At 68.6% G+C, this 24,321-nt stretch carries 14 protein-coding genes; 8 read left to right on the top strand and 6 right to left on the bottom strand.

Annotation, left to right across the window (positions count from 1 at the left end; genetic code table 11):
- Nucleotides 1-26: 26 nt before the first annotated feature.
- Complete coding sequence (locus IT359_08425; protein ID MCC6928997.1) at nt 27-1,769, bottom strand: DNA-3-methyladenine glycosylase 2 family protein; 1,743 nt, start codon at nt 1,767-1,769, stop codon at nt 27-29.
- 194 nt (nt 1,770-1,963) lie between these two features.
- Complete coding sequence (locus tag IT359_08430) at nt 1,964-5,089, bottom strand: hypothetical protein (protein ID MCC6928998.1); 3,126 nt, start codon at nt 5,087-5,089, stop codon at nt 1,964-1,966.
- Nucleotides 5,090-5,294: 205 nt separating this feature from the next.
- Between IT359_08430 and IT359_08435 the strand changes: the two genes are divergently transcribed.
- Together IT359_08435 and IT359_08440 are read left to right on the top strand one after the other, a co-directional pair.
- Entirely contained in the window at nt 5,295-8,450 is a 3,156-nt protein-coding gene (locus IT359_08435; protein ID MCC6928999.1) for a DNA/RNA non-specific endonuclease, read from the top strand.
- A gap of 279 nt (nt 8,451-8,729) precedes the next feature.
- The gene (locus IT359_08440; GenBank protein ID MCC6929000.1) at nt 8,730-11,993 is read left to right on the top strand and encodes a glycosyl hydrolase; all 3,264 of its coding nucleotides are present in this window, start codon (nt 8,730-8,732) and stop codon (nt 11,991-11,993) included.
- 84 nt (nt 11,994-12,077) lie between these two features.
- Here IT359_08440 and IT359_08445 read toward each other — a convergent pair whose 3' ends face one another.
- Together IT359_08445 and IT359_08450 are read right to left on the bottom strand one after the other, a co-directional pair.
- A complete protein-coding gene (locus IT359_08445) occupies nt 12,078-13,754 on the bottom strand; it encodes an HD domain-containing protein (protein ID MCC6929001.1) in 1,677 nt (558 codons plus the stop codon).
- A 54-nt stretch (nt 13,755-13,808) separates the two neighbouring features.
- Nucleotides 13,809-16,160, bottom strand: coding sequence for a protein kinase (locus IT359_08450; GenBank protein MCC6929002.1), 2,352 nt, complete (start codon nt 16,158-16,160; stop codon nt 13,809-13,811).
- Between the two features lie 195 nt (nt 16,161-16,355).
- Between IT359_08450 and IT359_08455 the strand changes: the two genes are divergently transcribed.
- Genes IT359_08455 through IT359_08470 form a run of 4 tightly spaced genes read left to right on the top strand, consistent with a single transcriptional unit; the run spans nt 16,356 to nt 20,580 of the window.
- A complete protein-coding gene (locus tag IT359_08455) occupies nt 16,356-17,258 on the top strand; it encodes a hypothetical protein (GenBank protein MCC6929003.1) in 903 nt (300 codons plus the stop codon).
- Between the two features lie 15 nt (nt 17,259-17,273).
- The gene (locus tag IT359_08460) at nt 17,274-17,756 is read left to right on the top strand and encodes a hypothetical protein (GenBank protein ID MCC6929004.1); all 483 of its coding nucleotides are present in this window, start codon (nt 17,274-17,276) and stop codon (nt 17,754-17,756) included.
- Nucleotides 17,753-19,558, top strand: coding sequence for a GMC family oxidoreductase (locus IT359_08465; protein ID MCC6929005.1), 1,806 nt, complete (start codon nt 17,753-17,755; stop codon nt 19,556-19,558). Before IT359_08460 ends, IT359_08465 begins: the two co-directional genes overlap by 4 nt.
- 8 nt (nt 19,559-19,566) lie before the next feature.
- A complete protein-coding gene (locus tag IT359_08470; GenBank protein ID MCC6929006.1) occupies nt 19,567-20,580 on the top strand; it encodes a ferritin-like protein in 1,014 nt (337 codons plus the stop codon).
- Between the two features lie 24 nt (nt 20,581-20,604).
- Here IT359_08470 and IT359_08475 read toward each other — a convergent pair whose 3' ends face one another.
- Nucleotides 20,605-20,940, bottom strand: a complete 336-nt coding sequence (locus IT359_08475) for an antibiotic biosynthesis monooxygenase (protein MCC6929007.1) — start codon at nt 20,938-20,940, stop codon at nt 20,605-20,607.
- Nucleotides 20,941-21,156: 216 nt separating this feature from the next.
- Nucleotides 21,157-21,729 carry a hypothetical protein gene (locus IT359_08480; GenBank protein ID MCC6929008.1) on the bottom strand — a complete coding sequence of 191 codons (573 nt, stop codon included), beginning with the start codon at nt 21,727-21,729 and terminating at the stop codon, nt 21,157-21,159.
- Between the two features lie 508 nt (nt 21,730-22,237).
- On the opposite strand from IT359_08480, the gene IT359_08485 reads away from it, so the two are divergent.
- On the top strand, nt 22,238-23,191 hold the full coding sequence (locus IT359_08485; protein ID MCC6929009.1) for an SDR family NAD(P)-dependent oxidoreductase: 954 nt from the start codon (nt 22,238-22,240) through the stop codon (nt 23,189-23,191).
- Between the two features lie 58 nt (nt 23,192-23,249).
- Complete coding sequence (locus IT359_08490) at nt 23,250-24,272, top strand: tetratricopeptide repeat protein (protein MCC6929010.1); 1,023 nt, start codon at nt 23,250-23,252, stop codon at nt 24,270-24,272.
- Nucleotides 24,273-24,321: the final 49 nt, after the last annotated feature.

The raw sequence follows: 24,321 nt of genomic DNA on the forward strand, positions 1-24,321 counted from the left end.
TGGGCTCGGCGCGGGAAGTGCATCGGTCAGGGGGCGGCGCGCGGGGGGCGGGGGGGCGCGGGAGCTGGGCGGGCGGCGGGGCGCGGGGTGGTGGTGGGCGGGGCGGCGGTGAGCGGTGGGGTGGAGCCGCTGGTCGTTGTTGCGACTGGCGGAACGGTTGGCGCTACGGTTGGTGAGGTGCCGCTCGCAGGCGCGGGCGAGCCGCTGGCGGCCGATCGCCACAGATGCATGGCGGCGTACGCACGCCACGGACGCCAACGCTCGGCGAGGCGCCTCAGCCGGGGCGCCGTGAGGTTCCCCGCCGCACGACGCAACACCAGGTCGTTGGCCGGGAAGGCGTCGGGCCAGCGCAGCGCACGCATCGCGATGTAGTGCGCCGTCCAGTCGCCGATCCCTGGGAGCGCGGTGAGGGCGCGTATGGTGCGCTCGGCGTCGCCCCCAGGGGAAAGTTGCAGGTCGCCGGCCGCCACGGCGCGGGCGAGTCCCAGCACTGCGTCGGCGCGCGCCGCCGGCATCCCTAACGAGGCAATGTCGCCGGTGCCCAGCCGGGCCAGCGTCGCCGCCGTGGGCATCAGGCGCGACAACGCCGGGTGTCCCCCGTCATACGGCTCGCCATAGCGGCCGACGAGACGACCCATCACCGTCGTGGCCCCGCGTACGCTCACCTGCTGCCCGAGGATCGCTCGCACGGCAAGCGCGAAGCCGTCGAGCGTCCCGGGAATGCGCACCCCCGCCAGGTCGGCGGCCTCACCGACGACGCCGGCGCACGCGAGGTGCCGAGCGATGACGTCGGGATTGGCGTCCAGGTCGAGCAGGTCGCGGAGGCGCGACAGCACCGGCATGAGGACGGGAACGAGCGACGACGAGATGCGCACCACGACCTCGCCCGGGGCACCGTTAGGCATGCGGCCGCGGCGTGGCGCCGACGGCCCGCCGGTCATGGCCACGATCACGTGCCCGGTGAGCGTCGCCTTGGACGCAGCTACGCCCGTGGCCAGCGTTGCCGGGACACGCACCGTCGCCGCGTAGCGCCCCTCGTCTACCCACTCGGCCCTCGGCGTCGCGCGCGCTTCGAGGAAGCCGAGGAGCGATTCCCAGTGCAGCGGCTGCCGATAGTCGAGGGTGAGCACGACGTCGTCACTGCGGTCGCCGTTGGCCGCGGTGGTGACAGGTGCAACGGCGGGCTCGCCGCCGTCGACGTTGACCCGCACCGCCTCACGACGCAGCGCGACAGGCGTCAGCCGATAGCGTGCCTTGAAGGCGGCGTTGAAGCGGCGCAACGACTCGAACCCCGACGCGTACGCCACCTGGGCCACCGGGAGCGCGGTGTCCTGCAGCAGGCGTTTGGAAAGCAACAGCCGGTGCGTGGTCGCGAGGTCGATCGGCGAGACGCCGAGGTGCTGCACCACCGCGCGCCGCAGGTGACGGCCGGTGACGCCGAGTGACGCGGCGAGCTCTTCGACCGAGCCGCGGTTGAGCGCGCCCGCGGCGATGCCGCGCGCGGCACGATCGGCGAGCACCGACTCGGCGTCGACGGGCGCGTTGCCCGGAGCGAGCTCGGGGCGGCAGCGGAGGCAGGGGCGGAAGCCCGCGCGCTCTGCCGCCGCCGCGTTGGAGAAGAAGCGACAGTTGCGCTCACGCGGCGTCGTGGCGCGGCAGACCGGGCGGCAGTAGATCCGCGTCGAGGTCACCCCGACGAAGAAGACGCCGTCGAATCGAGCGTCGCGCGCCGTGAGCGCGCGGTAGCAGGAGGAGCGGTCGAGTCGCATGGCCGCAGTCTAACACCCCGTGCGCCGCCGGCTCGCCGTTTTCGGACACCCAGCTTGGGTGAGCAGGCCCCGCCGAGCCGTTTGGGGTCAGAGTCAGCGAACCAAATTCTCGGTGACTCTGACCCCAAATGTGCCAAATGTGACCTCAAATGTGCCACCGAGTGTGGTCCTCCCCCTCCCCCTCCCCCACCCCCCTACCGCTGCTCCAGCAGCACCAGCAGCCCCTTCCGGGCAGGCACCGTGATCGGGTCGGTGGGCGACCAGGTGGCACTCGACTGGAAGTTGTCGATGGCAGGGGCGCGCAGTCGGGTGCGTGCGGGATCCAGCGCGAGCGCCTTCCAGTCGATGCGCAGGGTGACCTTCACGTCGCGGTCGTGCCACGAGCCTAACGACACCATCGCCTTGCCGGGAGCGCGCCAGGTGGTCGCCAGCACCAGCGAGTCACCGGTGGCGACGGGCGACTGCCCCGACCACCATCCCATCATCGCCGACTGCTGGATCCCGAACGAATCCCACACCTTCCACAGCGGGGCCGGGTCGCCGCTCCAGGGGAGTCGCGCCGTCATCCCCATCGTCATCCCGCGCCACGGGTTCCCCCCCTTCTCCAGCATCTCCCCCATCAGGCCGAAGGGAATCCCCGAAACTTCGACGAGCCAGTAGTCGGGCGCCGAGTCGTAGTCGAAGTACTCGCCGAACCAGAGGCGGTTGAGGAAGGGGAAGTGCTCGAGGTACAGGTTGGCGCTCGATGCAAAGCCATCGCGCGGGTTGTACTGGTTGGCGGAATGCAGGTCGATGAGCGCGCCGGGATTGCCGCGATCGAGGACCTTTCGCACGCGCTTCATCGTGATGCGGTCGAAGGCGACGTCGTCGATGTACAGCCCGTCGATCCCGACGTGCTTCACCAGCCAGTCGAGCCCTTCCACGTAGAAATTGTGCCAGCGCGAGACGCCGCTGTTGACCACCGCCGCATCCTTGTTCTCGGGCACGTGCCAGGCGGCGAGGTAGTCGGCGCCGAGGTGTTCCTGCAGCCACGAAAAGCCGCCGCCCGGGCCGGTGGAGAGGACCTCATCGCCTAACGATCGCAGCGCGAACAGTTCTGGCGCATGGTTGCTGAGCTCGCGAACGGTGTAGTAGATCTTGACCTTCATCCCCCTCGCGTGCGCAGAGTCGATGTAGGCCTTCATCTGCGCCGGCTCGAGGAAGGGATAGTTGATCCAGGGGTTCACGCGGTTGGCGTGGTGCACGTTGACCGTGTTGGCCGCGCGCCGGGCGATGGAGTCGACGGGGACGAAGGCGTGGAAGTAGCGCGTCTTCCACTGGCCGGCGACGTCGAGCGGCTTGAACGGGGTGATCATCAGGCGGAAATCGAAGCGCAGCGAGTCCCCCGCCTCGAGCACGCGCGGGCCGGAGAAGCACGTCACGTTCACGCGCGGCGGCATTGCTCCCTTTGCGTCGGTGATGTCGCACCCGCCCTTCCCCTCATTCCCCCAGCTGCGCGGGAGGACGAGCGGCTTGGAGAGGTAGAAGTTCGTGTTGAGCGGCCGCACGTAGTGCTCGTCCTTGAGCGTGAACTGGAGCCCCGCACTCACGCCGCCGATCCACGCCGCGTCCTGGTTCTTCCGGGCAACGTCCCATGTCCAGTGGAAGTCGCCGGGTCGTCTCCCTCCCTTCTGCCCGAGTCCCATCATGTAGGTCGCCGCCTCGGCGCGCATCGGGATCTCGAGGCGCACGTCGCCCAGGGGGGTGCGGCGCGCGGCGCGCAACGTCACGGCGTACTCCGTCGTCCCCTCGAACTCCATCCGGGCCCGCAGCTGCAAGGAGAGCGCGCCCGAGGTGCGTGTCGCGCCCCAGGTCACCGCGCCGGGGGCTCGCGTGCCGATGGCGGCCGGCGGGCCGTTCCATGCCAGGGGCGCGCCGGCGCCGTCCAGCACCGCCAGCCGCAACGGTGCCGCCAGGATCTCGCGCTGCGCGCCGCCTACACTGCGGTTGCCGTCGGTGAAGGTGGAGCGTATGGCGGTGGGAAAGCCGTCGGCGCCCAGCACCAGCGATCGTCCCAGCACGCCGATGGCAATTCCTGTGGCGCCGGTCCCGGTCACCGTCATCGGCGTATACGGCGGGACCAGGCCGTCGTCGGCCGCCAGCTGCGAGTTGAGCCAGCGCAGGCGCGTGAGGCGCTGCGGCTCGTCGTCGCCGCGATTGACCACGCTCTCGCCGGTGACGCGGAGCGTGACGCGGATGGTGCGGTCGCGCGTGTTGCTCGTCCCCAGGTACAGCTCACCCTCGTAGTCACCGGGCACCGCGTTAGGCGGCACCTGCAGGCCGAACCAGAGCGCCTGCACCTTGCCACGCGGCACGCGCACTGGGCGGGTGAAGCGTCGTCCGGACCAGTCCACGCCCTCGAGATTGAAGCAAGTGAGCGCCGTCGCCGGGATGACCTCCGTGCCGCCCTTGCGCGTGAACGCCGATGCCTCGAATCGCAGCGAATCGACCATCGCACGGTGCGCCCACACCCCCACCTGGAAGGTGTAGTACTCCCCGCGCGCCGCCGTCCCCATGAAGGGCGCAAACGGTGCGTTGCGCATCCACCCGGCGGGAAGGTCGTCGGTCATCCGGATGGAGAGCGCGCGATCCTCCGCGAAGGCGAAGTACTCGGCCCATGGGTACCGCGCGCGCAGCGAATCCAGCTCGCTGCGCGTGGCGATGTACTCCATCGGCGTGAAACGGGAGAAGTCGTTGATCGCGTCGAAGCCGATCATCGTCCCCTGCGGAAGCCCCTTCCACCGCTGCGACCGCGCCACCTGCGGAATCAGCCCGTTGCGTTGCAGCCACGCCTGGTCGGGGCGGTCGTCCGGCGTGCGATAGGTGATCTTGGGATAGTTGGACTTGAAGGTCCCGGTATAGGGGAGATAGTAGAAGTGGTAGTCGCCCGGGACGGTCGGCGCCTGGAAGACCAGGTCGCCGTACTCGCGGTTGATCTCCATGCGCGCCACGTTGTGCACGCGCAGCTGCGTGCGTGCGTCGATGACGACGATGGCCACCTTGTCCGGCGTGGCGTCGCGCCGTCGCCACGGGATGCGCACATACACCGCCTCACCACCGCTCTCGACGTGTACCACGGCGCGATGGTTCCCCAGCGAGTCGGGTTCCCAGTTCCCGGTCCCGTAGCGCAGCGGACCCTGGCGTGCCGCGCCGGTGGCGGGAACGGAGATGACTTGCGCCTGCGCCGGTGCGAGGGCGATGATCGTCGCGGCCAGCAGGAGCCACGCGCGCGGCGCGGGCGCGAGGCGGAGCCGCGGAGCTGATTTGGCGATACGCATCATGTGCGGAATATGCGCGCTGCGGTCGCGCTCGGTGAGGCGTCGGCGCGCAGACGCGCTTGGCGGACACGCGTGTCAGGCGCGACTCTCGGGCAACTGTCCCGTAACTGAACTGTTGCTTGGCGCGCGCGTCGTCTCCGCGTATCATCTGCGCCAGTGACGTTGGGTAGCCAAGCTCTTTCCTGCAACCACTCCTCTCCCCCCACTGATGCGCCTTTCCATCCGCCGTGCAGCAGCGTCTGCTGTGCTGGCCACCGTCCTCGGCGCCTGCGCCGACAACGTCCCGCTTGCCCCGTTGCTCGTCCAGCGCCCGTTCCTCGCGGGTGCCAGCGCGAACCCAGTCGTGCGGATCTCCGAGATCCACTACGACAACGGCGGGACCGATGCGGGCGAGGCCATCGAGGTCTCGGCGCCGACCGGCACCGACCTCACCGGGTGGAGCGTGGTGCTCTACAACGGGAATGGCGGCGCCGCCTACGACACCAGGCCACTGAGTGGCGTGGTGGTGGACGCGTGCAGCGGGCGCGGGGTGGTGGTGCTGACCTACGCGGTGAACGGCATCCAGAACGGTGCCCCTGACGGGATGGCGCTCGTGGACAACACGGGGGCGCTGGTCGAGTTCCTGAGCTACGAAGGCAGTTTCGCGGCGACCAGCGGCGCGGCGGCCGGCGCGACGTCGACCGATATCGGCGTGAACGAGGCGGGGACCGAGCCGCTGGGACAGTCGCTGCAGCGCCAGCCGAACGGCACCTGGGGCGCACCGGCCGCCAGCACCTTCGGCAGCTGCAACGACAACGGCACCGCGCCGCCACCGGCGACGGTGACCGCCGTGACCATCTCGCCTAACGGCGCATCGCTCGCGGTCGCGGCCACACAGCAGTTCACCGCCACGGCCACCGACTCCAGCGGCGCGACCGTCCCCACGGCCACCTTCACCTGGTCGAGCAGTGCGACCTCCGTGGCCACGGTGAGTGCGAGTGGGCTCGTGACCGCCGTTGCGCCTGGCACCGCGCAGGTGATTGCGACCGAGGCCAGCGGCATGGCCGATACCGTCGCCGTGACCGTGCAGGGCGCGCCGCCGCCGACCAGTGTGCGCTTCTCCGAGATCCACTACGACAACGCCGGCACGGACGTCGGTGAGGCAATCGAGGTGGAGGGGCCGGCCGGGACCGATCTCACGGGGTGGAGCGTCGTGCTCTACAACGGGAATGGCGGCGGCGTGTACAACACGGCGTCGCTCTCCGGGACGATTCCCAACGTCTGTTCCGGGCGTGGCGTGGTCGTCGTCAACTACCCGTCCAACGGCATCCAGAACGGCAACCCTGACGGCTTCGCCCTGGTCGACGCAGCCGGTTCGCTCGTCGAGTTCCTCTCCTACGGTGGGAGCTTTGTCGGCACGGCAGGTGCGGCCAACGGCATCGCCTCGCGCGACATCCTCGCCGCCGAAGTCGGCGTTCCCATCGGGCAATCGTTGCAGCTCCATCCGGCGTCCAACCTTTGGCAGCTGACGGCGGCAACTTTCGGCGCCTGCTACGGACAGACGCCCCCGCCACCCACCAACAGCATTACCTTCAGCGGACGCACCAGCTCCGATCCAGCGCTCCCGGTCGGCTTCGAGGACCAGCTCTTCGCCACCCTGCGTGACGGAGCGGGAACCGTACTCCCCACGACCTTCACCTGGAGCTCGGAAACGCCCGCCATTGCCACGGTCGACGCCAACGGGGTCGTGCATGCCCTCTCCGTCGGCACCTTCATCGTGCGCGCCACGGCAGCTGACGGCACCACCGCCACGTACTCACTCGACACGCAGGTCGCCACGGCCGGCGGGACCGCGCAGTACGGGAACAACACCGAGTTCGGCGTTCCGCTCGACGGCGACGCCAGCGACGACCTGCTCGTGTCGCGCGCGGAGTTCACCTCATCCTTCAATCCGGCGCGCGGCATTCCCAACTGGGTGAGCTACGACCTCGACGCGTCGCACATCGGTGGCCAGGATCGCTGCGACTGCTTCACCTTCGACCCCGCGCTCCCCGCATCGCTGCCGCGCTACACCACGGCCGACTACACGGGTGCCGGCACCTTTGCCGGCTACGGGATCGACCGCGGTCACCTGGCGCGCTCCTTCGATCGCTCGACGGGGCTGCTCGACAACGCCAGCACCTTCTACTTCTCGAACATCATTCCGCAGGCCGCCGACAACAACCAGGGGCCGTGGGCCGCGCTCGAGAACTTCCTCGGCGACGAGGCACGCGTGAACGACCGCGAGGTCTACATCATCGCCGGCGCCTCCGGGAACAAGGGAACGGTGAAGGGCGAGGGGAAGATCACGATTCCGGCCTACACATGGAAAGTTGCCGTCACCGTGCCGCGCAACACGGGACTGGCCGGGATCGACGATCCATCCGACCTCACGGTGCTCGCCGTCGTGATGCCGAACGACCCGGGCATTCGCAGCATCCCATGGCAGACGTACGAGGTGACTGTGGACTCGGTGGAGGCGCTGAGCGGATACAACCTCCTCGCCCTCCTCCCCGACCAGGTCGAGATCGCCGTCGAGAGCAAGACCAAGGCGCCCATTGCGGCCGTCGACGGCCCCTACACGTCAAAGGAAGGGAGCGGCATCGCGATGAGCGGCGCCGCCTCGACCGACCCGGATGGCGATGCGCTCACCTACGCGTGGAGCTTCGGCGATGGCACCCTCGGCACCGGCGTCAGCGCCTCACACACGTACGCACAGGACGGCAGCTACACCGTGCAGCTCACGGTCACCGATGCGCGCGGGCTCAGCACCACGACCGCGACAACGGCGACGATCGCCAACGTGGCGCCGAGCATCGCCGCGCTGGCGAGCGTGGCGCTGTATCCGGGCGAGCGCTACACCGCCAACGGGAGCTTCACCGATCCCGGCGTCGACCCGTGGAGCGCGACCGTCGATTACGGCCTTGGCGGCGGCCCAGTCGCACTCGCGCTCACCGGGAAGACGTTTGCCCTCTCGCAGGTCTACGCCACAGTGGGGACCTTCACCGTTCGCGTGAGCGTGGCCGATGATGACGCCAACGCCTCGCGCACCATGGTCGTCAACGTGCTCTCGGTGGCCGACGGGATCCTGGGGACGCAGGCGGCGTTGCAGCTGTACCTCGCCATGGGGCGCATCAGCCAGGGCGGCTACCAGCAACTCAACGCGATGCTGGGCGCCGCGCTCAACACGATCAACAACGGCCAGCGGCAGGCCGCCATTATCCAGCTCGACAACGTGCAGAGGGCCATCCGCCGCCTCGAGGCATCGGGAGAGCTGTCGAAGGGCGACGCCGCCACGCTGCGGACGCTCATGTCGCGCTTCATCCGGTCGTTGTCGCTCCCCTGACGGTGGGGCGCCGGGTTGTGCAGCCGGCGCTGAGTCTTAAGCACCGACCATCCCCTCGCGGCGCGCGCCGCGGGGGGATTGTCGTGTCGCAAGGTGGTGCGAAACACCGTCGCCGGTGGCGGCGATTCGCTCTTGCGTTGCATCGCGTAGCTGCCGAGGATACGCCGACCGCCACGATGTGGCGGTTCGCCGGGGAGGACGGTCCTCGCTCCTCGCCATTCAAGGTTCACCTGCGCGCGTACCCGGCACGTCGCGCACCGGAATCCAGTCGACCAACCGATGTCCGTCATCTCCCTGTTCTCGCGCCTAGTCGCCTGCGCGGCGATGTGTGTCGCGCTCTCCCCGACCGTCGCGTTGGCCCAGCGCGCACCGCGCGCGACGCCGTCTGCATCCGCCAGCGCATCCGCCGCCCCGCCCTACAACCCCGCCATCTACTCCGACCCGTCGGCCACCAACAAGGCCTTCAAGTCGCTCCGCTGGCGGCTCATTGGCCCATTCCGCGGCGGGCGCGTGGACGCGGTCGCCGGCGACCCCACCAAGCCGCTGGTCTACTACATGGGCGCGGTGAACGGCGGCGTGTGGAAGACGGCCAACGCCGGGATGTCGTGGGACAACATCACCGACGGGAAGACCGACATTTCATCGGTAGGGGCGGTGACCGTCGCCCCGTCCGACCCGAACGTGATCTACGTGGGCACTGGCGAGTCGCAACTGCGCGAGGACCTCACCTACGGCACCGGCGTCTATCGCTCCACCGACGCCGGCGAGACGTGGCAGCATCTGGGGCTCGTCGAGACGCACCAGGTGACGACGATTCGCGTGCATCCCAACAACCCCGACGTTGCCTATGTCGCGGCGATCGGGCACGCCTTTGGCCCCAACGCGGAACGCGGCGTCTTTCGCACGATGGACGGCGGAAAGTCGTGGAAGAAGATCCTCTTCCTCGACGACTCCACCGGCGCCACCGACCTGTCGATGGACCCGTCCAACCCGCGCATCATCTACGCGGCGATGTGGAAGTTCCAGCGCTCGCCCTGGGGCATGGAGGCCGGCGGCGGCAAGAGCGGGTTGTGGAAGACGACCGACGGCGGCGACACCTGGACCGACCTCTCCTCCAACCCCGGAATGCCGAAGGCGCCGTTAGGCAAGATCGGGATTGCGGTGTCGCCGGCCAACCCGCGCCGACTCTTTGCCTCGGTGGAGGCCAAGGACACGCTGGGCGGGATCTTCCGCTCCGACGACGCCGGCGCCACCTGGATGCGCACCAACGGCGAGCAGAAGTTCCAGGTGCGCCCCTGGTACTACTCGGCGGTCACCGCCGACCCCACGAACGAGAACACGGTCTACGTGATGAACCTGCAGGTGTGGCGCTCGATCGACGGCGGCAAGTCGTTCACGCGCGTCCGCGTCCCGCATGGCGACACGCACATCATGTGGGTCGATCCCAAGGACCCCAACCGACTCATCAACGGCAACGACGGCGGCGCCACCGTGTCGCAGGATGGCGGGAAGAGCTGGTCGTCGATCATGAACCAGCCGACATCGCAGTTCTACCACGTCATCACCGACAACCAGTGGCCGTATCGCCTCTACGGCGCGCAGCAGGACAACAGCACCGTTTCCATCGCCTCGCGCTCGGACCATGGCGCCATCACGGAGCGCGACTGGTGGCCGGTGGCCGGGTGCGAGAACGCGCACATCGCCGTCGATCCGCGCAATCCCAACATCACCTACGGCGGCTGCTACACGGGCATGCTGATGCGGCACGACAAGCGCACCGAGGAGTCGCGCGACATCGCGGTCTGGCTCAACAACTACGACGGCTGGGCGGTGAAGGATGTCCCCAACCGTTTCCAGTGGACCTTCCCCGTCCTCCTCTCGCCGCACGACCCCACCATCCTCTACGCCACCTCGCAGCACGTGTGGAAGTCGACCAACGAGGGGCGCAGCTGGGAACGCATCTCGCCCGACCTCACGTACGCCGACCCGGCCACGTTAGGCCCGTCGGGAGGGCCCGTCCACAAGGACATGACGGGGACGGAGTGGTACGCGACGATCTACGCCTTCGCCGAGTCGCCGAAGGCGAAGGGAAACCTGTGGGCCGGCTCCGACGACGGGCGCGTGCACCTGTCGCGTGACGGCGGTGCCTCGTGGAGCGAAGTCACGCCCAAGGCGATGGTGAAGCACACACGTATCACCGGGATCGAGCCCTCGCCGCATGACCCGGCGGTCGCCTACCTCTCGGCCACGCGCTACCAGCTCGACGATTTCCGTCCGTACTTCTACAAGACGAGCGACTACGGCAGGAGCTGGACGCGCATCGACGCCGGGATCCCGATGGGGGCCTACGCGCGCTCCATTCGCGAGGACCCCATGCGACGCGGCCTCCTGTTTGCCGCCACGGAGACCGGTGTCTACGTCTCGCTCAACGACGGCGCGGCGTGGGAGACGTTGCAGCTGAACCTGCCGCGCGTGAGCGTGCGTGACCTGCGCGTGCACGACAACGACGTGGTGGTCGCCACGCATGGCCGTTCCTTCTGGTCGCTCGATGACATCGGCGCCATCCGCCAGCTGCACGACTCGGTGACCGCCAAGGCGTTGCACCTGTTCCAGCCGAGCGACGCCTGGCGATACGCCGGCGGCCGCGGGGGGCGCGGGGGGTCGTCCGGGGAGAATCCGTACGACGGCGTCCTGGTCGACTACTGGGTGGGAAAGGCTCCCACGGAAAAGCTCAGCATCGAGTTCGTCGACGCGCGCGGGGCGGTGATGCGCACATTCTCGAGCGCCACGAAGAAGGACAGTACCGCCAAGCCGGCCCCCGACTCGCTCGCCTACTTCGCCGCCGACTCGATCGTGAGCACGCGCGTGGGGAGCAACCGCTTCTTCTGGAACCTGCGCTATCCCAACGCCAAGGAGATCAAGACGGTGGTGAACGACATGGGGACGCTAACCGGCCCCAGTGTCGTTCCCGGGACATACACGGTGCGCCTCATTGCAGGGAAGGACACGCTGTCACGCCCGTTCACCGTCAAGCTCGACCCGCGGATACAGGCCACCACCGCCGACCTGCAGCGCACCTTTGATCTCGGGATGAAGGTACGCGGCCGCATCGACGACATCGCCGATGCCTTCGCGCGCATCGAGGACCTGCAGGGCCAGATCGACGTGCGCGTGAAGCAGTCGTCGGACCAGGCGTACGCGCAACGCGTGAAGGACGCGGCCAAGCCGGTGCGCGACCAGCTCGAGGTGGTACGCACCGAGCTGGTCGACTGGTACAACCACGACGACCAGGCGACGCTGCACTTCCCCATCAAGCTCTACAACATGATGCTGTCGCTCAACTCGCAGGTGCTGGGGCAGGACGCCGCACCCACCAAGCAGCACGGCGAGATCCTCGACGAGCTGGGAGGGAAGGTTGACGTGCAGTTGCAACGCCTGCAGCAACTCGAGGCCAGCGAGATCAAGAAGCTCAACGCGCTGCTGCAGGAACTGGGGCTGCCGCCGGTCTTCGTGCCGCCCTCGAACGTGAAGACCGTGTCCTGACGCGGCGCGCAATCGTCCCCGACGCGCCGCTCGGACACGACGCCGCCGACTCCGCGCCCCGGGCAACACGCCCCGGGGCGCGCCTCAGAGCGCTTCGTCCGGCTCTCGCTCGTTCGCGGCGCGCTCGTTCGCGGCACGCTCGGCCGACTCGCGCTCGTCCAGCACATGCTCGAACAGCGGCACCAGCGCGGGATCGAAGTGCGAGCCCGCGTCGGCGCGGATGATCGCGATGGCCTGCGCGTGCGGCAGCCCGGGCTTGTAGCTGCGCGCCGTGGTAAGCGCATCGTACACGTCGGCCAGGCCGAGGATGCGCGCCACTACCGGGATCCCCTCGCGCGCCAGCCCGTGGGGATATCCGGTGCCGTCCCACTTCTCGTGGTGCGACAGGATGATGGGGATCACGTCTTCGGGGAAGTCGATCCCCTTGAGCAGCTCCACGCCGGCCTCGGGGTGCGAGCGCATCAGCGCCCATTCCTCCGCCGTCAGGCGCCCCGGCTTGTTGAGGATGTCGGGGGGGATGTCGATCTTCCCCACGTCGTGCAGGAGTGCCCCGACGCGGAACCAGAACATGCGCCGCTCGTCGAAGCCGGCGCGCCGGGCGAGTGCGCACGCCAGGTCGGCGACGCGCATGCAGTGTCCCTGCGTGTAGGCGTCCTTCGATTCGATCGACTCGCCCCATTCCCGCACGACATCGAGGAAGCCCACCTCGAGGCGCGTCTGCCGACGGTCGAGGTCGGCCAGGGCGCGGCGCGCGCGCAGCTGCCCGAACAGCTGGTGCGCCCGGTTGAGCGCCTGCACCGTCTCGCGGTAGCGCCCCAGGCGCGACAGGAGTTCCGCATGTTCGCGCGACAGCTCGGCCTGCAGCAGCACATCCTGTCGCAGCGATGCCAGCGCCGAGCCTAACGAGAACTCGCGCTCGGCGGACTCGGCATCGTCGCGCTCGCGGGCAATGACGCCCAGGTGCTTGCGCAGCTCGGCCTCGGCGCGGGCATCCCCCATCTCCCGCGCCATGGGGAGCGCGCGGCGGCAGACCTCCTCGGCGTCGGCAATGCGCCCTTGCGCCAGGGCCAGCTCCGCCTGGTTGCCCAGCACGACGAGGAGCGACGCGCGGTTCCCCTCGCGCTCGGCCAGGAGCGACGCCTGACGGTAGGCGGCGGCCGCCGAGTCCCACTCGCCAAGGTCGGTGTGCAGCATCCCGAGGTTGTTGAGCGCCCCGCTCACCTCGCGCCACATCCCCAAACGCTGGTATGCCGCAATGCACTCACGGTAGTGCGACATGGCACGGGTGATGTCGCCCCGCACGTTGGCGATGATGCCGCGGTTCTGCGCCGTCATCGCCGTCAGCCGCATGTCGCCCGCCCGCGCCCCGCAGGCGTGCGCCTCGCGGTACAGGCGGTCGGCGGCATCGAGGTCGCCGCGCTGCCAGAAGATCACCGCGCGGATGTTGAGCGCGCGCCCCAGCGCGGCATCCGGCCCGCTGGCCGAGGCGACGAACTGCCCCACCTCGAGCACGTCGAGCGCGGCGTCCGATTCACCGTCCGTCTGCCAGGTGCGCGCAATCCCGCACAGCGCGTCGATCACCACGGCAGGATCGAGCCCGGTCTCGCGACAGTGGATGGCCTGTTCGTAGAGCGAACGCGCCACTGCACGGTGCCCCGCACGCTCTTCCTTCTCGGCGCGCACGACCATCTCCCGCGCTTCGGCGCACGCGGGAGCGTCGGCGCCAAGCGCGCCGGGAATGAGGTGCGAATCTGTCGACATGCGGGTGCTTGTAGGACGAACGGGAGAACGCCCTCGTTTCCCCACAACGCGCGGCTAGCGCGCGATCCCGACCTGACGCGCCACCGACTCGAATCGCGGATCGGCGCGTATCTCCGCCGGCCACGGCAGGGAGTAGAGACGCACGAGGTCGCTCACCCGATCGTCCACTGCGCGCGTGAGCCAGCGAAAGGCCTCCTCGTAGTCACCCACGCCAACGTGACAAATGGCGCGATCCAGCGGTGACACGTATTGCGTACGGGCACGCGCCTCCAGGCGTTGCAGCGCCTCACGCGCCACTTCGGGGTGCCCGCCGACGCCGGCGGTTATCCCGAGGTAGCCGAGCCCGGTGGCGCCATCGGTGAGGTCGACCAGTCGCTGGAAGTCGGCGACCGCCTCTTGGTGCCGCCCCTGCCAGATGTGCACTGCACCCAGTGGCCAGTAGGTGAGGGCGAAGTTGGGGTCGAGTGCCTGCGTACGGGCCAGCTGTTCGAGCGCCTCGTCGAAGCGCCCGGCCCAGAAGAGGGCATACCCCATGTGCGCGTTGATGATGAGCGAGAGCGGGTCCAGCTGCAACGCGGTTCGCATTGCCTCGATCATCTCGTCCATCCGGCGCATCACCAGCAGGCACCACGCATACCACTGGTGTGCGCTGGCGTAGGTGGGGTCGAGCGCGATGGCGCGCGTGAACGACGCCTCGGCCCCCGCCCAGTCCCAGTCGTGGAACAGGCGCGTGTACCCTAACGATGCGTGTGCCTGCGCCAGCGACTCGTCGATCTCCAGCGCGCGCATTGCCGCCGCCTTGGCCCTCGGATACGCCTCGCGCGGCGGGAGGTAGTTGTAGTACCCGAGCACGTTGTACGAATCGCCCAGCCCCGCGTAGGCAAGGGCGTACGCGGGGTCGCGGTCGATTGCCTCCTGGAAGTGGGCAATCGCCTTGAGGAAGCCATCGCGCGTGCGCTTGTTCCACTGGTACCGCCCGCGCAGGTAGGCGCGATACGCGACCGAATCCTCGGTGTAACGCCGCACCAGCTCCTGCCGCTCCTCTGCCGACAGCCGCAACCGGAGCGACTTCACGATCTCGCCGGCAATCTCCTCCTGCACGGCAAAGATGTCCTCGGCCGAGCGCGAGATGCGGTCCCCCCATAGCTGCGACTCGTTGACCGCGTCGGTGAGCTCGGCACTCACGTGCAGTGTTTGCCCGCGCTGGCGCACGCGCCCTGTCACCAGCGCGCGAACGCGCAGCTCATTGGCGACAATCGGGATGTCGACGTCGCGCCGCTTGTAGCGAAAGACCACCGATCGCGGGACGACGCGCAGCCCCGAGACTCGCGTCAGCTTGTTGAGGATGGTCTCGGTGATCCCGTCGGCGAGGTACTCGTCGTCGCTCCCGCTGGCCGGCGAGTCGAACGGGAGCACCGCCACCGAATCGATGGGCCCCGACGTCGGCGCGTTCGACGCGGGGTGCGCCACCATGGGAGACGACGTGGCGCTCGGCGTCGAGTGAGCGTCACGCGTGGTCTGCACTGCGGGGGGCGACATGGGCAGGTGACGCGTGTCGAGGGAGCGCAGCGCGTTGCGCAGGAGCGCCGCCGAAGCGAAGCGCTCGTCAGGCTCCTTCGCCATCGCCGTGCGAATGAGCTGTCGCAGTGCGTCGGGGATGTCGTCTCGCTCGAGCGGCGGCGGCTCCTTCACGAAGTGCGCCAGAATGATCTGCTGCGCCGTGCTCCCCTCGAACGGCGGACGCCCGGAGAGCATCTGGTACATCACGCACCCAAGAGCGTAGATGTCGGAGCGACCGTCGACCGCGTCCCCGCCTCCCTGCTCGGGGCTCATGTAGAGCGGCGTCCCCAGCACCAGCCCAGTGGCGGTGAGCGAACTCGCCGTGGGCTCGGCGGCCCTACTCACCGCCCGCGCGATGCCGAAGTCGGCGACGATCGCGTGTTCGTCTTCGAGGAGGATGTTGGCCGGCTTGATGTCGCGGTGAATCACTCCCTGCCGATGCGCATGGTCGAGCGCGTCGGCCACTTCCTCCGCCAGATGCACGACTTCGCCCACGGGAAGCGGCGCGGCAAGGGCAATGCGGTGCGCCAGCGACTCTCCGTTGATGAGCGGCATCGTGTAGTAAAGGATGCCCGACGCCTCGCCCGCGCTCAGCAGCGGGACGATGTGCGGATGGCGGAGCGTGGCCGCCACCTGGATTTCGCGACGAAAGCGCTCGGCGCTGATCCCGGAGGTGACCTCGGCCGTGACGACCTTGATGACCACCGTGCGGTCGAGCGCGATCTCGCGCGCGGCAAAGACGCGACTCATTCCGGCGCCGCCGAGTTCGCGTTCGATCTCGTATGTGCCGGCGAGCGCAGCGCTCAGCCGTTCACCAAGGAAGTCGGCGGGATGGGTCATGGACATCGGAGGGGAACCTACCACCGCGCACCGCTTTCGGCGCCCCCACGGTCGCGATCGCCACCGCGCCTAGAAGTTGACAGATGGCGGTTTCGCATTGCCACGTCTTGCGAGGTTGCGGGCACGGCCGTAGAACGGGTGCTCGCCGCGCTGTGTATCCCGCCGCGGCGGTCGGCGTCCCCCCCCTCCCCGAGGCTTCCCATGGCGCGCGCGACCTCGAGCCCCCTCCCCCCCCTCCCGCCCACCATCAGCATCCCGACGTTCAAGGTCACGTCGAAGCCCACCGGCACCATCAACATCCCCGCCTCGGTCCCCTTCTACTACGCCGGGATCAGCTCGATCTGGGTCTACTGGCAGGTCGAACTCCCGGTCCTGCTCAAGTACCTCAAGCCATTGGGGATGCTCCCAGCACAGTTCGAGGGGATGGGGGCCGTGGGGATCAACTTCTTCAACGCGGTCGCGCTCTACGGCCAGGGGGAGCCCGGGAATCCCGGCGCCTCGGGCTTCAACGAGACCGAACTCAACATCCTCGCCTTCGCCGCCAACCAGGCACCTAACGTCCCGGCGATGACGCTGCAGGAGTACCTGGCCAACGGCGACCAGACCAAGCGCATTGGCAACTATCGCGTCTGGGTGGCATGCGACAGCGCCGTCGCGGTGGCCGCCGGGCAGCAGCTCTACTTCGAGAACAAGTTCCAGGTCGACTACAAGTACAACGTCCCCGCGCTCAACAACCCGGGGCAGGGCGCCTATGCCTGGACCTGTTACGACCACGACGACAACTCGAAGAGCATCTACAGCGCGAATGTGTCGCTCACCGGGCTCACACCAACGTCCGGCAACATGTCGGAGTGGGTCGACCTGAGCTACGTGGGGAGCGCCAAGCGCGTCGCGGGGTCGCGCCGGAACTACTTCGGGATGCACGACACGTATCACATCCCCAAGGCGAACCGCAACGCGGTGACGATCTCGCTAGGCCAGAGCCCGCACCCGATGCGTCACGACATGGAGAAGCTCATCGGCGAACGCAAGGCGGTCGCGGTGCAGGTCTTCAACAGCGCGCCCTGCATCGCCGAGGCGCGCGCATACTGGGCCGACCTCTAGACAGGGAGCGCCGACATGCCGCGCACGGTGGCTCCACCCGATACGCGCCGACAGTTCGTGGCGCTCTCCGTGATCCTCACCGGCTTTGACGACGCCGAGCTGTGGGGGACGGGGATGGTCGACACCTACATCGACTGGATTCGCCGCATCATCGGCGACACGCGCCTGGGCGACCTGCTCTCGGTCTCGCAGGCGGCGATGGATGCGTCGAACGGCAAGCAGGCGACGCTTGATCGACTCATACGACTCAACGTGCTGGACGACGACATGCTCGGCCCGGTGGCGCGCAACCTCATCGTGCTCTGGTACCTGGGGCAGTGGAACCAGCTTCCGGGGGACTGGCGCGATGCGCATGGCGCGAGCGCGCTCGACGTCACGTGCATGGTGTCGCCAGACGCCTACGCCGAGGGGTTGGTGTGGAAGGCCATCCACACGCACCCGCAGGGCGCCAAGCAGCCGGGGTTCGGCTCGTGGTCGCTTCCGCCGGTGACGCGATGACGATGCCACAGGGGAGTTACGACGCGGTCATCATCGGGGCGGGGCCGGTAGGGCTCAACATCGCCAAGGTGCTCAGCGACCGCGGCAAGCGCGTCCTCCTCCTCGAGGCGGGGCGCGCCTCCGGGCTGTCGTATGACGGATGGCTGTCCTACGTCGACACCTTTCGCTCGGCGCTCATCAAGGAGCCCAACTCGCCGTATCCGCCTAACGCGAACGCGCCCAGCACGTACGCGCAGGACGTGTACAACATGCAGAAGCACGTCCCCATTCTCTCCGGTTACCAGGTGGAGAAGGGGCCGCTGGCCTTTGGCTCGACGTACCTGCGCTCGCTCGGCGGGACGTCGCTGCACTGGCTGGGGACGTGTCCGCGCATGGTGCCCAACGACTTTCGCATGAAGACGGCGTACGGCGTCGGGGTCGACTGGCCGCTGACGTACGACGAGCTGCAACCGTACTACTGTCGCGCCGAGTGGGCGTTAGGCGTGTCGGCGAACAAGGAGGACCAGGAGCACTTCGGGATGTGGTTTCCCGAGGACTACGACTATCCGATGGAGCGCATTCCCCAGAGCTATTCGGACCAGTTGTATGCCCGGGGGGCGGCGAGGGCCAAGGTGCAGTGGGCGGGGCGCGAGTACGGGATGACGGTGACGTCGCTTCCGCAGGCGCGCAACTCCATTCCGCGCGCCGGCTATCGTCCGCGGGGGGCGGTGGGGGCGCCGCACGTGGGACAGCGGTGCGAGGGTAACGCCAGCTGCATCCCCATCTGTCCCGTGCAGGCCAAGTACAGCGCGCTCCGCACGCTGGGTGAGCTCGATGCGAACTTCTACACGCTGGTGACGCAGGCCGTGGCCACGCGCCTCCTCATCGACGAGAGCGGGCGCATTGGCGGTGTGGAGTTCAAGCGCTACGCCAGCGAGTCGTCCAACCAGTCGCAGACGTACACCGCATACGGGACGTTGTACGTGGTGGCCGCGCACGCGGTGGAGGGCGCCAAGCTCCTGCTTGCGTCGGGGGCTGCCAACTCGAGCGACCAGGTGGGGCGCAACCTGATGGACCATCCGTTCTTCCTCACGTGGGCGCTCAATCCCACGCCGGTGGGAGCGTTCCGCGGCCCCGGGCAGACGTCGGAGATCCCGTCGTTTCGCGACGGCCCGTTCCGCAACGAGTTCGCCGCCTTCCGCATCGACCTGGGGAACTGGGGGTGGGACGTTGCCACCTTTCCCCCCGGGAGCAACGTGAACGACGCAGTGGGGAAGAACGTCTTCGGCAAGGCGCTGCGACAGTCGCTGGAGCACCAGATCACCCGCCAGCTGCGCGTGGGCTACGTGGTGGAGCAGCTGCCGGAGGCGGGCAATCGCGTCACGATCGATCGCGAGTTCCTGGATCCGCTGGGGTGCTATCGCCCGGTGATTCACTACAACGTGTCGGACTACACGCGCGAGGCGATGGTGCGGGCCAACGAGGTATCGAATGCGCTCTTCCGTGCCATGGGGATCGCCCCGCACGACATCAGGACGTCGCACACGCCGGACAACACCCCGGGGTACATGACCTACAAGGGGCGCGACGGCAAGGAGTACTCGTTAGGGTTCTACGGTTCGGGGCACCACATGGGGACGCATCGCATGGGGGTGAGCCGCACCGACTCGGTGACCGACGCCAATTGCCGCAGTTGGGACCACGAGAACCTGTACGTGGTGGGATGCGGGAGCATGCCGACCGTTGGCGCCTCCAACCCCACCATCACCGCCGTGGCCATCGCGCTCAAGGCGGCTGACCACATGCTCACCCAGCTCGGTTGAGGCGGGCGATGCCAATCACCGATTACGACAGCCTGGTCGACCACCTGAAGACCGCGATCGCGATCGAGCACGCCACGATCGCGCCGTATCTCTGTGCGCTCTATTCCATCCCCGAAGGGACCAACCACGAGGCGCAGGCCATCGTGCGCAGCGTGGTGATGGAGGAGATGCTGCACATGACGCTGGCGGCCAACGTCCTCGTTGCCGTGGGCGGCAAGCCCGTGATCGCGTCCGCCGCCGCCGTCCCGCGGTACCCAGCCTACCTTCCGCACTCGAACAAGCGCTTTCAGGTGCAACTTCTCCCGCTCGGGCGCGAGGCATTGCAGACCTTCCTCCTCATCGAGAGCCCGGCCCCCGCCTCGGCGCCGCCGGAGGGAGACCACTACAACACCCTCGGGCAGTTCTACGCCGCCGTCGAGGATGGGCTCAGGTTCTGCGCGAAGAAGTACGGCGAGCGGAAGCTCTTCTCCGGGAAGCGCGCGATGCAGGTGCCGCCGGAACGCTGGTACTACGGCGGCGGGGGCGACTGCATCGAGGTGCACAATCTCGAGACCGCGCTGCGTGCCCTGGACGAGATCACCGAGCAGGGCGAGGGTTACGACGGCGGGATCACCGACGGCGACGGCGCCTTCAACGACGTCGACGAGCTGGCGCACTTCCATCGCTTCAACGAGCTGCTGCAGGGGCGCCGCTACGTGGCCACCGACTCCGACGCCAGCGGCCCCACCGGCGATGAACTCCCCGTCGACTGGAGCGTGATTGCCCCCATGGCCCCCAACCCGCGCACATCGCAGTACCGGCGCCATCGCACCATCCACCAGGCCATGGTGACGTTCAACCGCACGTACACGCGACTCCTCCAGCAGCTGCAACTCGCCTTCACGGGACGACCGGCGGCGCTGCAGGAGGCGGTGCCGATCATGTACGAGATGCGCTACCAGGCGCAGGCGCTGATGCGCATCCCCTCGCCCATCGTCGAGGGGAAGACCGTCGGCCCTGCCTTCGAATACGATGCGTCGTAGCGAGCGCCCGCGAGGCGCCTCGCGTCAGGGCGCCTGCAGGTGCACGAAGCCGGCAATGCGCTCCAGGGAGACGAAGGAAACGTTGTGCGTCCCCTCGAAGCACTGCGACCAACCCTTCACCACCGCCTGCCACTCCTTGCTGGCCAGGTGACGCTGCAAGGCGGCATTGTCGAGATACGACTCGTAGAACATCAGCTTGCGCGTGGGGCGCCCAGTCTTTCGGCTGAGGACGCGATGCACGAGGTAGAATACCACGCCAGGCTGTTCGCGCTCCGCCTGCGCGCGAACCGCCGCCAGCCGCGCCAGGGCCAGTTCTTCCTTGCCGGCCTTCATGGTGAAGTGCGCGATGGATGTGATCATCGAGGGCGAGTGTAGGGAGAGAGAGGGGGCACGAGCTGGCGGCGGGCGTCGCACCTGCCGCGACGCCCGATACCCTACAAGCCAGAAGGCGACGCGTCAAACCGCGCCGCCTTCTCAACCCCAGCCTTCGCTGGGGCAGGCCCCAGCCTTCGCTGGGACAGGCTTCTCGTCCCCAGCTTTCGCTGGGGCGGGCTTCTCGTCTTCTCGTCTTCCGCCCTACCAGGCGACGATATACCCCGAGAAGTGTCGAATCGGCCAGTTGAACGTCCGATTGTCCTCGCTCACCGAGCCCGGAATGAACTCCGCGACCAGCGCACTCGCGCCACTCGCATCCACGAGCGACCGGTCTGGGAAGTAGCCGCCCTGCAGCGTGCTCCCCGACGGAACGTCGATGCCGGCGAGGTGCTGCGACGCAACGAGCGGACGCAGAAAGACGGTGCCGTGCGGCTTGAACTCGTAGGCCACCGCCTTCCCCTTGAGTGCCGTCACCGTGAAGCGTGTCGTGCGGGCCACCGCCCCACGGGGAACGGTGAGGGTGAAGCCTAGCTGCGGAATGCGGATCGAGCCGCCGCCGCTCCCGATGCGTCGCGCCACGGTGATGTCCCGCGCCAGCGCGGCATCGCGCACCAGCGGAGTCGTCGCCATGAGCACGCCGACTTCGGCGGTGTTGGGCGCATGCGACTGCAGCGACGACGCCGGCGTACCGGGAGCGGCCGGATCTCCAGCACAGGCGGCGAGCGCCCAGAGGGCCAGCAGTTGCGTGGCCCCAACGAGGTGTTTCCGGATCATGCTTCTCTCCAACATGCGAGGGTTTGGCCTGGATCACCCCAATTGGGTGTCCCGTTGTGCTTGCCTCCCCGCCCCTCCCATCAGCGGTCTAGGGCATCACGCGCGCCTGACTGGGAACGGTCACCGAGTTCAGGGGGAACAGCGTAGTTGGTCAGGCGTGCGCGGCCGGTGGCCTGCGTCACGTTCTTGCTCGCGCCGTGTGATTCGGCGGCTGACTCTTGTGATCTACGCCTCGTATGCGACGCCTCGACATCGCATCAACGCGTATCGAGACGACCATCGCATTCCGAGGTCACGAACGCTTTTCGGGAAGGCTCGCGCTTCATCGGCACGCATCGCGTGCGGGGTTGCGATCCGCTTGGCGCTGACGCATTACAGTCGTTCACTCTCGGCTCGGAAGGAGCGCATGGCGGCGAAGGCCCGACGGCAGCACGAGCGCGGCGCACGACAGGGAGCGGCCCCATCGGCAACGCGGCAGGCCAGACGCAGGGGGGCGCTCGCGGGGCGCGTGGCAATCGTGGCTGGGGCCACGCGCGGCGCCGGGCGCGGCATCGCGGTCGCGTTAGGCGAGGCTGGCGCCACGGTCTATTGCAGCGGGCGCTCGACGCGCGGCAATCCGTCGCCACTGCACCGCCCCGAGACGATCGACGAGACGGCGGCGCTGGTCACCGCGGCCGGCGGGATGGGGATCGCCGTTCGCACCGACCACACGGTACGCGCCGACGTCGACGCGCTCATGGCGCGCGTCCGCGACGAGCACGGCGCCCTCGACCTCCTCGTGAACGACGTGTGGGGGGGCGACAGCGCCGCCGACGTGATCTGGAAGCCACTCGCCGAGACCGACCTCGACGCGGGATGGGCGCTCGCGCGCCAGGCGATCTACTCGCACCTCATCACCGCGCAGGCGGCGATCCCTCTCCTGCGCGCGCGACGGCGAACACGCACGCGCTCCGCGATTGTCGAGGTCACTGACGGCGACACGCTCAGCTATCGCGGCGCCTTCTGGTATGACTTCATCAAGGTCAGCATCATGCGCCTCGCCTTCTCCATGAGCATGGAGCTGCGCAAGGACCGCATTGCCTGCGTGGCGATCACGCCTGGCTTCCTGCGCTCCGAGGCGATGCTGGAGCTCTTTGGCGTGACCGAGGCCACCTGGCGTGACGGCGTCAAGACGGACGAGCACTTCATCGCCTCCGAAACGCCGGCGCTCGTGGGACGCTCGGTCGCGGCGCTCGCTGCCGAAGCGTCGTTGATCGATCGCAGCGGTGAGACCTTGAGCTCGTGGGAGGTAGCGCGCGACTACATGCTTACCGATCGCGACGGGAGCCGCCCCGATTGGCTGGCGCACTTCCGCCGACACATCTCCGGGTCGCACCCTGCCATCGATTGGATGCAGCGCGGTCTCGCATGGCAGGAGTCCATCAAGCGTCGCACGACGAAGTTCCTCGCGCCGCGTCGCTAGGCGCTGCAAGTTGGGGGGAGCATCCATTTTCGTTGCCTTCTCCCCCCAAGCCTCGCCAATGCGACCCATTCCGACGGTCAACGTGCGCCGCGCCGCAATGACGCGAGCACCCCGCGCCGCCCGACAAGCACTCGCGGCGATCGCGTCGCTCCTCGTCGGTGCGTGTGGCGCGCGCACACCGGGCGCCTCCCCCGCCGCACCGTCGGTGACGGCGACACTCCCCGCGGGCGCGGAAGCCGTCTCACTTCTCGGCCAGGTCCTGCGTGCCCCCGCGATGCCCACGGCGAGCGTCGACGCTGCCGACGCGGCGCTTGCCGCCAACACAAACGATCCAGAGCTCCTCCTCGCCGCCGCCACTGCGCGCGCCACCGCCTGGCGCTTTCGTGAAGCGATTGCCCTCTACAGTCGCGGCGTCGAGCGTTGGCCTAACGACGCGCGCTTCCTGCGATTCCGCGGGCATCGCTACATCACGGTGCGCCAGTTCGAGGATGGCGCGCGCGACCTGGACCGCGCCGCCACCCTCGACTCGACCAACTTCGACATCGTCTACCACCAGGGGCTCGCGCACTTCCTGCTGGGGCACTTCGATCGCGCCGCGGCGATCTACCTCAGGTGCATCGCTTTTGCCGACAACGCCGCGCTCAGGGCGCGCGAGGCATCCGGCGCTTTCCGCCCCGGCTATCGCAGTTGCATGCGCATGGCCACCAACGACGACGACCGCGCCTCCATGACCGACTGGGCGTGGCGTTCGCTGGTGCGCGCCGGCCGGCGCGCCGAAGCCGACCGTCTCCTGGCGCCGGTGCGCGAGGCGATGACGATCAACACCAACCGCTCGTACTACGAGAACCTCCTGATGTACAAGGGGGTGCGGCCCCCCGAGGCCGTGCTGCAGGCGGCAAGCAGCGACTCGGTGCGCTTCTCCACCAGCGGCTACGCCGTGGCGCACTACTATCTGGTGCGCGGCGACTCCGCCAGGGCGTGGGCACTGTTCGAGCGCGTAGCGCACGGCCCGCACTGGAACGGCTTCGGCGTCATTGGCGCCGAGGTGGAGCTGGCGCGGCGACGGGCGGTGGGGCGTTAGGCGGTGGAGCGTTTGGCGCCGGTGCGTCAGGTGTCAGGGCGTTAGGCGC

The organism is Gemmatimonadaceae bacterium, from assembly GCA_020852815.1.
Lineage (GTDB): Bacteria > Gemmatimonadota > Gemmatimonadetes > Gemmatimonadales > Gemmatimonadaceae > SCN-70-22.